The sequence below is a fragment of the Shewanella sp. Sh95 genome (assembly GCF_001308045.1).
GTDB classification, from domain to species: domain Bacteria; phylum Pseudomonadota; class Gammaproteobacteria; order Enterobacterales; family Shewanellaceae; genus Shewanella; species Shewanella xiamenensis.
The window spans coordinates 1-11,854 of sequence record NZ_LGYY01000017.1 but is presented as its reverse complement, the minus strand read 5'-3'; the positions used below and the strand labels follow the sequence as shown (position 1 = coordinate 11,854).

Annotated in this window: 9 protein-coding genes and 2 pseudogenes; 7 read left to right on the top strand and 4 right to left on the bottom strand. The window is 48.5% G+C overall.

Annotated features, from left to right (window positions below; all coding sequences use genetic code 11):
* Positions 1–127: 127 nt before the first annotated feature.
* The 5 genes and pseudogenes from AEA42_RS00820 to menE form a co-directional block, all read left to right on the top strand.
* Positions 128–1,018: pseudogene (locus tag AEA42_RS00820) on the top strand (LysR family transcriptional regulator); the annotation flags it as partial.
* Between the two features lie 176 nt (positions 1,019–1,194).
* Entirely contained in the window at positions 1,195–2,916 is a 1,722-nt protein-coding gene (gene menD / locus AEA42_RS00815) for a 2-succinyl-5-enolpyruvyl-6-hydroxy-3-cyclohexene-1-carboxylic-acid synthase (RefSeq protein ID WP_055646697.1), read from the top strand.
* Positions 2,916–3,716, top strand: coding sequence for a 2-succinyl-6-hydroxy-2,4-cyclohexadiene-1-carboxylate synthase (gene menH / locus AEA42_RS00810; RefSeq protein WP_055646696.1), 801 nt, complete (start codon positions 2,916–2,918; stop codon positions 3,714–3,716). The genes menD and menH overlap by 1 nt, the downstream gene beginning before the upstream one ends.
* Positions 3,717–3,766: 50 nt before the next feature.
* Positions 3,767–4,816, top strand: coding sequence for an o-succinylbenzoate synthase (menC, locus tag AEA42_RS00805; protein ID WP_055646695.1), 1,050 nt, complete (start codon positions 3,767–3,769; stop codon positions 4,814–4,816).
* 6 nt (positions 4,817–4,822) lie between these two features.
* The gene (menE, locus tag AEA42_RS00800) at positions 4,823–6,313 is read left to right on the top strand and encodes an o-succinylbenzoate--CoA ligase (protein WP_055646694.1); all 1,491 of its coding nucleotides are present in this window, start codon (positions 4,823–4,825) and stop codon (positions 6,311–6,313) included.
* A 71-nt stretch (positions 6,314–6,384) separates the two neighbouring features.
* Here menE and rpoH read toward each other — a convergent pair whose 3' ends face one another.
* The 4 genes from rpoH to ftsY form a co-directional block, all read right to left on the bottom strand.
* Positions 6,385–7,242: an RNA polymerase sigma factor RpoH gene (gene rpoH, locus AEA42_RS00795; protein WP_055646693.1), complete on the bottom strand. Its 858-nt coding sequence runs from the start codon at positions 7,240–7,242 to the stop codon at positions 6,385–6,387.
* Positions 7,243–7,472: 230 nt separating this feature from the next.
* Entirely contained in the window at positions 7,473–8,438 is a 966-nt protein-coding gene (gene ftsX, locus AEA42_RS00790; protein WP_037423624.1) for a permease-like cell division protein FtsX, read from the bottom strand.
* Complete coding sequence (gene ftsE, locus AEA42_RS00785) at positions 8,435–9,136, bottom strand: cell division ATP-binding protein FtsE (RefSeq protein ID WP_037423627.1); 702 nt, start codon at positions 9,134–9,136, stop codon at positions 8,435–8,437. Before ftsE ends, ftsX begins: the two co-directional genes overlap by 4 nt.
* Positions 9,137–9,139: 3 nt before the next feature.
* Positions 9,140–10,723 carry a signal recognition particle-docking protein FtsY gene (gene ftsY, locus AEA42_RS00780; RefSeq protein WP_055646692.1) on the bottom strand — a complete coding sequence of 528 codons (1,584 nt, stop codon included), beginning with the start codon at positions 10,721–10,723 and terminating at the stop codon, positions 9,140–9,142.
* Positions 10,724–10,936: 213 nt separating this feature from the next.
* Between ftsY and rsmD the strand changes: the two genes are divergently transcribed.
* Positions 10,937–11,584: a 16S rRNA (guanine(966)-N(2))-methyltransferase RsmD gene (rsmD, locus tag AEA42_RS00775; protein ID WP_037423633.1), complete on the top strand. Its 648-nt coding sequence runs from the start codon at positions 10,937–10,939 to the stop codon at positions 11,582–11,584.
* A gap of 1 nt (position 11,585) precedes the next feature.
* A pseudogene (locus AEA42_RS00770) lies at positions 11,586–11,732 on the top strand (DUF1145 domain-containing protein); the annotation flags it as partial.
* Positions 11,733–11,854 lie beyond the last annotated feature (122 nt).

Here is an 11,854-nt window from a genome sequence, read left to right as displayed (position 1 = left end):
TAGGATATTGGCTTCGCGCATCTTGTTGTCCAAGTGTAGTTTTTAGCGAAACCATTTGATCATGCAACAAGATGCGCTTCCACCCTAATTTGATGATTTATTTGTAAATCATCAGGGGATTCTTCAGACCTATGTATCAAAGGCATTAGATATCCCAGCCCCCAAAATAAGTCGTAGCCTTAAAAACCTCCGAGAAGTATTTGGTGATGAGCTTTTTATCCGTAAGAAATATGGCTTATTCCCCAATGAATTTGTCACGCACTTATACCCGATAGCGAAACAAACCATTGAATGTACAGAGAAGTTTCAAAAGGTACGAGCAGCCAATGTCAATCATGTTAAAACACATGTTGAGATTGCCGCCCCAGGCCTTATTGCCTATGCCTTCCCTAAAGCCTTAATGCAAGCTATCAAAGAAGAGCAAAAATCTATCCATATCAATATTACCCCTTGGTCACTGCATACCACGCAGGACATCATCAATGGTGATACCACCCTCGGTATTTGTTGCAATAAGAGTACCGCAGATGTCGCAGCCTATGGAGACAAGTTACAAACCACAACACTGCAACGTATGGGTAAGGTGTATCTTATTGCTAGCCGAAATCATCCCATTTTTAAGCGAGAAATTACCTTAGAGACGATTGCAGAGTATCCCTATGTCAATACTGATCTCGGTAATCCCAGTACTCGCCTTAGCCCATATCAAGAATTCTGTATAAAAAATGGTATAAAACTCAATACTGAAATTACCATTACCAGTATTTCTAGTTTGTTTGAATATTTAGGAGAGAGCCAAACTATTTCTTTATTACCCTACCGAGTGGTTTATGAAATGGTGGCAGAAATACCCGAACTGCATACCTGTCAATTATCACAACTTGAGGCAGAACGTTTATACGCCGACACCGAAGCTCCGACGATCTTCTTGGTGCAAAAGAATCAGCCCAATCGCGCTAGCGAAGAGCTGGTGTGGCTCAGTGAACAAATAAAGAAAATTGTTGATAGCATTATTTAGCGATAAAGACTTAACACGTTTTCATCTTATTATTCGAGGTGATAGGCATATTGTGCCTTAGCTTAGGCTCCACCTCACCGCTCCTCCGTGTCGTCCCAAGTTTTGTTAAGACGGGCATACATCTTAATCGTCAAACACGTTACACTAGGCCCATCTTTATCCTGATCGATCTTGCTATGCGAACCGAAAACACAGCCACACTTAATCTCATGTGGGGCGCACTGATTCTGGAAGAATTAGCACGTCTTGGTGTGCAGCATGTCTGCATGGCACCAGGCTCACGCTCAACCCCGTTAACTCTTGCAGCAGCCCAGCAAACCAAGCTGAAACGTCATTTGCATTTCGATGAGCGCGGCTTAGGGTTTATGGCACTTGGATTAGCCAAAGCCAGCTCTGCGCCCGTAGCTATTATTACCACCTCTGGCACGGCCGTCGCTAATCTTTATCCTGCAATAGTCGAAGCGTGGCTCACCCATGTGCCTTTAATTGTCCTTAGTGGTGACAGACCGCCAGAATTACTCGGTTGTGGCGCCAACCAAGCCATAGTGCAACCAGCCATTTTTGCCCATTATGCCCAGCAGGTGAATCTCCCCACGCCGGATGTACACATTGCACCGCAGATGTTGCTCACCACGCTTGATGAGGCCGTGGCCAATCAAACACGCCCTGTGCATATCAACTGTATGTACCGTGAACCGCTATATCCGAGTGAATTAACTGCCACAATTCTCGATAGCGAATCGCCATACCTCAAGCCGCTGCAAACCTGGCTGCAACAAGCACGTCCTTACACTCTTTATGGTAAGCGTGAACAATTAAGCAGCCCGAGCGAAGATGCCATTATGCGTTTCGTCCATGGTAAGGGCGTAATCATCGCGGGTACGCTCACGCCAGAGCAAGATCCACAGCAACTCATTGCGCTATCTCAAAAAATTGGCTGGCCGTTACTGACCGATGCTCAGTCGCAACTGCGACAACATCCGGCGGCGATTGGTAATATTGACCAACTACTGCAACATCCCAAGGCGCGCAATCTGTTACAAGAGGCAGACCGCGTGCTGGTGTTTGGTGGACGCTTATTGTCTAAGCGTTTGATTGCTTACCTTGCCGAACAAAACTGGCACAGTTACTGGCAAGTGCTGCCGCAGCAAGATAGGCTCGACCCAAGCCATAACGCTAAACACATTTGGCACGCCAACGCCGCCCAATTTGCATCGCTTAACTGGTATCGCTCTTCATCGGCGAATTGGGCTAATACCTTAGTTAGCTACAACGATGAATTGCATAGTTTATTCGTGCGCAATATTGATCAAGGTGAGTTTGGTGAAGCTCAGGTTATCCGCGCGATTGCCAATACACGACCACTGGAGCAGCAATTGTTTATCGGCAATAGCCTGCCGGTACGTTTGTACGATATGTACGCGCCAGTGAGCTGCTGCACTGCCACCACTTACACTAATCGCGGCGCCTCAGGGATCGATGGCTTACTGGCCACCGCCTGCGGTATTGCAGCGCACCAAGGTAAACCGACCAGCTTGATTATTGGGGATTTATCCCAGTTGCATGATCTCAACTCCTTTGCCATCGCCCGCAATTTAACCAGTCCGCTGGTGATCATTATCCTCAACAACGATGGCGGTAATATCTTTAATCTCTTGCCCGTCCCCAATGAGGAACTGCGCAGTGATTACTATCGGTTAAGCCATGGTCTGGAATTTGGTTATGCCGCCGCTATGTTTAATCTTCCTTATAACCAAGTGGATAACTTAGCCGACTTCCAAAATAGCTATAATGAAGCGCTGGATTATCAGGGTGCTTCTGTCATCGAAGTCACCGTGAGCCAACACCAAGCCAGCGAGCAGATCGCCGTGCTGAATTTATGGGTGAAACAAAGCTAATGCCGACCGTGGCCCGTTATGGAGAGACAGCACAGCCAAACTTGGTCCTGATCCATGGTTTTTTAGGATCGAAGGCCGATTGGCTACCGCTGATCCCTAAACTCAGCCAACATTTTCACTGCATCTGCCTCGATTTACCCGGCCACGGCGACAATCAACCAGAAATCGCATCGACGCTCACTGATGGCTTTGACTTTTGTGTCCAAGACATTATCAGCCGCCTCGATCGCCTCGGCATTGAAGCGTTTTACCTCTATGGGTATTCCCTCGGTGGCCGGATTGCCTTACATCTTGTCCAAGCTTATCCGCAGCGAGTGTTGAGTTTGTGGCTAGAATCCTGTCATCCCGGGCTGACAAATACCGAAGAACAAGCCGCGCGCAGCAAGAGCGACAACCTGTGGGCCAAACGGCTGCAAAGCTTGAGTAGCGTGGATTTTTTACAGCTTTGGTATCAACAGGCCGTGTTTGCCGATATGTCGGACAAGGCGCGCAATGCCTTGATAGCAAAGTGCGTGGCGCAGCTCGACCAACATCCCAAACACATACTCAAGCAAATCTTTTTGGCTACCTCACTTGCCCGCCAAACTTCACTTTGGGATCTACCTGCAAGCCTTGCTTGCGAATGCCATTTTTTTGCCGGCAGCCAGGATGCTAAATTCACGGCGATCGCAAAGGACTGGCAAGCGCAACAACCCATCATCTTGCATCAGATTGAACAGGCGGGGCATAACATACATCAAGCCAATCCTGCGGGATTACTGGCCTGTATAAGAAGTTTGTTCGTCGAACGCTTGACGTAGAGATACACGCAAACAGACCGCCTTTAAATCGATAAAGCGTTAAGGAAAATATGATCTTAACTTCACTTAGCTTGTATTTATATCGCCTGCCCTTAGACCGCTTTTTGCCCGTGGGTAAACAACGCATTGACCACAGAGCAGGCTTGGTACTACAGGCAAAAGCGCAAGCCGAAGGTGAAGTGCGTGAGCAGTATGTTGAAATCGCGCCACTCTCAGGGTTCGATATCGACCAACAGCCATTATTAGGCTTTAGCCGTGAAAGCCTCGATGAGGTTCAACAGGCCTTAGTGGCGCTATTACCCAAGCTTCAAAACCAATCAATTGATTGCTTGCTCGAGCAGGCCGAAGCGAGTCCCTATCCATCCATTGCCTTTGGCTTAAGCCTGCTACATGCCAAACTCAGCGGAAAACTCGATACAGTGCGCCCAGTTACCACCACAGTACCGTTGATTTACCAGCCAACAGATGCGCCCAAAACCGAGTTGGCTGCCAAAATCGCCAATCTCGATACTAGCGTGCGCTCAGTTAAAGTGAAGGTTGCACAAACCTCCATGGAAGATGAGTTGAGCCTGATTTATGGCATCTTAAGCCAAAGACCGGAACTCAAGCTGCGCTTAGATGCCAACCATGGATTTAGCTTAGAACAGGCTCTCGACTTTGCCGCTTGCTTGCCACTGGATAGCATTGAATATATTGAAGAACCTTGCCAAAAGCCGCAGGATAATCACACTCTGTATCGCGCCATTCCCCTGCCCTATGCCCTAGATGAATCCCTCAATGACCCAGATTATCAATTTGTGATGCAGGAGGGATTAACGGCATTAGTCATCAAACCCATGCTACTGGGCAGTATTGAAAAACTTCAGCGCCTTATCGACGAGGCGAACAGCCATGGCGTGCGCTGTATCTTAAGTTCCAGCCTTGAGGCCAGCTTAGGTATCAATGATTTGGCCCATTTAGCCGCCATACTGACGCCCGATGAAATTCCTGGGCTCGATACGTTAGCCGCCTTTAGCCAAGACTTAATCGTACCAAGCGGCAAGCCCCAAACTCTTACGCTTAAATGCCTTAAACTTGTCGCCAGTACGCAGCAGGATTAATTGCTAATGTCCGAATCTAAAACATTGGCTTCATCCCAATCCGTTTCACAGCAAGGTATTTCGCCATTACATAGCGCCGCACTCATATCCCCCCCACAAACGGCGGTTAAGTGCAATGGACAAGACATCAGCTACGCGAGCTTAAGCCAAATGGTGCTGGGCTTGGGTGAGCAGCTCACGCGCATCGGCGTTGGCCAAGGGCAACCACTGGCATGTATCAGCCGTAATAATCTAGAGATGATTTGCCTGTATTGGGCCTGCGTGGATATTGGCGCCATCTTTTTTCCTATCTCACCGCGTTTTCCACTGGCGCAAGTTCAAGGGCTTATCGATAGCCACCAAATCCCTTTCTATTGGAGCGAAGACGAGCTGGCTTTGTCTGGCAGTCATCAACTCACGCTGGATTTGAGCCTCGATGCGGCTCCTAGCGCCGACCTAGCCGCGACAGCCTTTGATATTTATCGCCCGAGCAATGTGATTTTAACCTCTGGCTCTAGCGGTTTTCCTAAGGCGGCCGTGCACAATCTAGCAAATCACATTGCCAATGCCGAGGGCGCCCGCTGTCTTATCCCGCTAGTCGCTGGTGATGCTTGGTTATTGTCATTACCGCTGTTTCATATTGGCGGCCTTGCAATACTCAACCGCTGCGCCCTAGTCGCGGCGACTGTGGTTCTGCCAGATCTCGCTCTCCCGCTACAGGCACAAATCGAGCGCGATGCGTTAACCCATATGTCCCTCGTGCCAACCCAGTTAGTCAATTTGCTCACTGACAAACAGGCCTCGCTCAGCAGTATTAAAGCCCTGCTACTCGGTGGCGGTGCCGTTTCTATCGATTTACTGAAACAACTCGAACAGCGGCATATTGCCAGCTTTACCAGCTACGGTATGACGGAAATGGGCTCGCAAATCACCACAGGCCCCGCGCTAAGTGATGGTACGAGTGGCAAATTACTCCCAAGGCGTGAGCTTAACATTGTCGATGGGGTGATTTGGGTTAGGGGCGAATGCTTATTTATGGGCTATCTAACTGATAAGGGAATAGAAAAGCCCCTTGATGCCGACGGTTGGTTTTATACCAAGGACAGAGGCGAATGGGATGCTAACGGCAATCTTAAGATCCTTGGCCGCGTCGATAATATGTTTATTAGCGGCGGCGAAAACATTCAACCAGAAGAGATTGAAGCGGCACTCAAACTTCATCCGCTAATAGATGAGGCAATCGTCTTCCCTCAGCCCGATCCCCTCTTCGGCCAGCTCCCCGCGGCTATCATCTGCGGTGACATTTTCCACGCTAAGACTATATGCAGCAACACAAACCGCAGCCACACCAGCCAAGAGATGAGTGCGATAGAGGCCGAGCTCGAAGTCTTTCTCGCCGACAAAATCGCCCGCTTTAAACGACCGCGCCGCTATTACCCTTGGCCCGAAAATGCCGAGCAAACAGGCCTAAAAGTGAATCGGCAACAGTTGATTAACAGCATCCAATCAAAGTCTTGATGATTTCGGCCACAAAAAAACCTGCCGAAGCAGGTTTTTTGTTTCTAACATCGAAATAAATTGCAGCCTAATTAGGCTTCCATACAAGCCTTAAGCTTGTTCATGGCGTTTTTCTCTAACTGGCGAATACGCTCAGCTGACACTTGATAGGTTTCTGCCAATTCCTGCAGGGTAGTTTTATCATCGTCTAACCAACGGGCACGCAGAATATGCTGGCTACGCTCATCTAAGGTTTTGATGGCCGACAATAAACGACCTTGAGCATTGGATTCCCAGTTATCGTTTTCGATGTTTTCGGCTAAATCCGATGAATGATCTTCAAGATATTGCGCTGGGGCAAAATCCTGCTCATCATCGTTGTCACTGCTCAGATCAAACGCAGGATCCTGCGCCGCCATACGTGATTCCATCTCAGTCACATCGGCCTTAGAGACACCTAAGTTTTCTGCGACCATTGCGACTTCATCATCACTAAACCAACCGAGGCGAGTTTTCGCTTTACGGATATTAAAGAACAACTTGCGTTGCGCTTTGGTGGTAGCGACTTTAACAATGCGCCAGTTTTTCAGCACATATTCGTGAATTTCAGCTTTTATCCAGTGCACAGCAAAAGACACTAGACGGACACCCACATCGGGATCGAAACGCTTAACCGCTTTCATCAGACCGATGTTGCCTTCTTGGATCAAATCCGCCTGCGGCAGACCGTAACCTGAGTAGCCCTTAGCAACGTGCACCACAAAACGTAAGTGCGACATAATCAGTTGCTTCGCTGCTTGCAGATCACCCGTTTCCTGCAAACGCTTGGCTAACTCATACTCAGTCTCAGCGTCTAACATTGTCATGCTAGTCACTGAATGGATATAAGCTTCTAAACTACTGCTGCCCTGAGGGACTGTTAGTGCCATTGATTGCGTTTGAAAGGTCATTCGCGCTCCTACTTTCTTGCTACTTATCAAATATAAGTCGATTTCATCCTATGGTTTCACTCAAAACACCCTAAGGATGAGCTGACGAACTATCGGCTAATTGACAGAGTATGTCAACCTTCACTCGTCTGGGGTGTTACTTTTAACCCCGTTGAATAGACATTGCAAGTGAACAAAAGTTCATCGCCAGCCATATTTATCAAGATCTTTAAACTATAAACGATTGATCATTAAGAAGGTTCAATCGATCTTAAATGTTGCCTTACCGAAAGGTAAGAACCTAGCCAACCTAAGAAAGAAGCCAAGCCCACTAATTGTAGCAGTTCGGTAAAGGTCAGAGACTTCATCTCTAGCTGACTACCATACAAACCGAGCAATTCGGCTAGGGCAGAATCCAGATACCAAACCAACAAGTTAATGATAAGCCAAGCTAATACACCGCCAATCACTCCGTACCAAATACCGGTATAAAGGAAGGGACGTTGAATAAATGCCTCAGTTGCCCCGACTAACTTCATCACTTCTATTTCACTACGGCGATTCATAATGGCTAAGCGAATCGTGTTACCTATCACTAATACCACCGCCAAGACGAGTAACGCCGCAATCGCCATTACCGTGCGTTCGAGTAAACGCACCACAGCCTGTAGCCGCTCTAACCATTCAATATCTAAGCGACCAAAACTGATTTCAGGCTCGCGCTCAAGCTTAGTCAATAATTCGCGGGCTCCCACTGGCGTGGAATAGCGCTGGGTTGGTGTCACGGTAATTACCGCGGGAAGCGGATTTTTATCAAGATAGGCTAACGCCTCACCAAATCCAGATAGACGCTGAAACTCCTCAAGCGCTTGATTGCGGTCGATATACTGTACCTTTTCTACCTCTGGATAAGCGCGGATACGCGTTAACAAACTTTGAATAGTCTGCTCGCTGCGATTTTCATCGATAAAAAGTGAAATCTCCGCCGCGCTATTCCAAGAAGTGGTAATAGTCTCGGCATTTTTAACTAGCACTTGCAATGCTGCGGGCAAGCTTAAGCTCACCCCAAGCACAGCCATCGTCATCAAAGAAGAAACGGGACTGCGCCATAACTCGCCCATACTTGCCATGGCTTGCTGCACATGACGAATAAAAAACATCACGATGCGCCCTGAAATGGGCAACTTACTGCGCGTTAATTTGGCGTTATCACTCATAGCGCATTACCTCGAGCAGTGGCGTGTCCATGATGCAATTCCTGGGCACCGAGCATACGCCCTTGCTTCAAGGTAAAAGTGCGGTATTTCATCCGCGCGATCAGTCCCAGATCGTGGGTGGCAATGAGCACGCTCGTGCCTGCATCGTTAAAGGTTTCGAATAGGCGCAAAATATCCATCGACAATTTAGGGTCCAAGTTGCCCGTCGGTTCGTCGGCCAGCAATAGTGGCGGTTTATTCACGATCGCGCGGGCGATACCGACACGTTGCTGCTCACCACCGGATAACATGATGGGGTTATGGCGCTCTTTGCCATATAAACCCACCATATCCAACGCGCCAGCGACCCGTTTGCGGATCTCGCCATGGGAGAAACCTTCAATCACTAATGGTAAGGCAACATTGTCGAATACGCTTCTGTCCATCAATAGATGATGGTTTTGGAAAATCATCCCAATATTGCGACGCAAATAGGGCACGTGTTTGGGGCTGATTTTGGCAATATCGTGGCCATTAATCGCCACACGGCCAGTGGTGGCGCGCTCGATCACTGTGATTAATTTCAACAGGGTACTCTTACCCGCGCCCGAATGGCCGGTTAAGAATGCCATTTCACCTTTTTGTAGATGAAAATTCACTTCCTCCAGCGCCATTTGGCCACCAGGATAAATCTTACTGACCTGCTGAAAATCAATCATAAATTAGCTATCCGCTTTCTCTTGAGTGAACAAGGCATCAATAAATTCTTTAGAATTAAAGGTACGCAAATCATCAATTTGCTCACCCACGCCAATATAACGTAGCGGGATTTTAAACTTGTCGGCAATCGCAAACACCACGCCGCCCTTGGCGGTACCGTCGAGCTTGCTGATGGTCATGCCGGTAACACCAACGGCTTCTTGGAATAGCTGCGCCTGGCTAATAGCATTTTGGCCAGTACTCGCATCTAAGGTCAGCATCACTTCGTGCGGCGCTTCTGGATCGAGTTTCTTCATCACTCGCACCACTTTCTTTAACTCTTCCATCAGGTGCGACTTGTTTTGTAAGCGACCCGCTGTATCAGCAATTAATACATCAATTTTTCGGGCTTTAGCCGCTTGCAGCGCATCAAAAAGTACCGAGGCACTGTCGGCGCCGGTATGTTGGGCTATCACAGGGATATTATTGCGTTGGCCCCAAACTTGTAATTGCTCCACCGCTGCTGCGCGGAAGGTATCGCCCGCCGCTAACATCACAGACTTACCTTGGCGCTGGTATTGCTTTGCCAGTTTGCCAATCGTGGTGGTTTTACCCACACCGTTAACACCGACCATAAGAATCACAAAAGGACCATTGGTATTTTCAGGCACTAATGGGATTGCCACAGGATCGAGTGTCTTTTGCATTTCATCACGCAGCAGATCGTAGAGTGTTTCGGCATCCTTTAATTGCTTGCGCGACGCGTGTTCAGTCAGGCTCTGGATAAGGCGTGAAGTGGTTTCGACACCCACGTCGGCGATTAAAAGCTGTTCTTCCAACTCTTCAAACAGTTCATCGTCGATTTTTTTACCACGGAATAACCCGATGAAACCGCTACCAATATTTTCGCTAGTACGCATTAAGCCGCGTTTTAGACGCGCGAAGAAGCTTTCTTTGGCGGGTTTTGCCTGGGGTTCGGGTTGTTGCTCAAGGGGTTGTTCAGCTTGGACCTGTGCAGCGGCAATTCGCTCTGCTTCTGCTTGGGCTTCAGCAGCCTGCTCTGCGGCAACTCTTTCGGCTTGTGCTTGTTCAACGGCTAACTGCTCTGCCTGCGCTTGCTCCGCCGCTAAACGCGCGGCTTCGGTCGCTTGTTGTTCGGCTAAACGCGCAGCTTGCTCTTCGGCAACACGCTGTGCCTCTACTTGGGCTTTTGCGGCTTGTTCTGCGGCGACTCTTTCCGCTTGGGCATTTTCAGCGGCTAACTGCTCAGCCTGAGCTTGCTTCGCTGCTAAACGCGCGGTTTCGGCCGCCTGTTGTTCGGCTAAATGTGCAGCTTGTTCTTCGGCAACACGCTGTGCCTCTGCTTGGGCTTTTGCGGCTTGTTCTGCGGCGACTCTTTCCGCTTCTGCTTTTTCGGCTGCTAATTTGTCGGCTAGAGCCTGTTCGGCGGCCGCCTTTTCAGCCGCGAGACGGGCTTCTTCAGCTTGCTGCTTTGCTAATGCTTCGGCTTGCTCGGTTTGCGATGGAGTAGAGACTGGGGTTTGCTCGACAACCTCATCTTGTGATTTATCTTTACGAAACCAGGAGAAAAAACCTTTCTTTGCCATGTGTAATTCCAGCGCTCTACTTCAGTGTTGAATTTAAAATAAGACCCTGCCGTTATACCAGATTACCGCGGCAATTACGCCCAAAAAGTCGGCAATTAGTTCTGCTCTATCAGCCTTCTCACCTTTTACTAGGAGTTTGATATAAAATAGTGGCCTTTATTAAGGTGGCATAGTCTACCACTTTCTTTCTTCAGGCAAAATCACGGGGGCACTTTGGCTAATAATCGTGCAAACAACAAGCAAGTGACCAAGAGTCAAACGGCCAACAAGAAAGCCGGTAGTGGCCAAGTGCGGATCATTGCCGGGCAATGGCGTTCGCGCAAACTGCCCATCCATGATTTAGACGGCCTGCGGCCGACCACAGATAGAGTCCGTGAAACCCTGTTTAACTGGCTTGCCAATGATATTGCCCACGCAAGGGTGCTCGACTGCTTCGGAGGCAGCGGCGCCTTGGCGCTTGAGTCCCTCTCACGCTATGCCAGTTACGCCAAGATTATCGAGTTGCAACGTCCAGCTGCCATGCAACTTAAAGCGAATCTCAATACCCTCAAGTGCGACAATGCCGAGGTACTCAACGCCGATACCTTAGTCGTGCTGCAAAATGGCTGCGAGCAAGGGTTTGATGTGGTGTTTATCGATCCGCCTTTCCGCAAAGGCTTAGCAGAAAAAACCATTCAACTGTTGGACAGCCAAGGTTGGCTTAATGATGGTGCGCTCATTTATGTGGAGGTTGAGTCGGAATTAACTCAAATGGCAGTCCCTGCGACTTGGCAACCGCTCAAAGACAAAACCGCAGGGCAAGTTAGCTATCGCTTATATCAATACCAAGCCGAAGATACTCCGGCTGACACCGAGGAATAGCATGTCGTTTCTGATCAATATGGGCAAAGCCATTACCTTAATCGCGTGGCTGATGATGGCTTATAACCTTGTTATGCCTTTTGCTGGCAATATCGGCATTATTCTCAATATCTTGCTCGGCATTACTTGCTTGATGCATTGCTCTGAAGAATCCCCTGATGATTTACAAATAAATCATCAAATTAGGGTGGAAGCGCATCTTGTTGCATGATCAAATGGTTTCGCTAAAAACTACACTTGGACAACAAGATGCGCGAAGCCAATATCCTA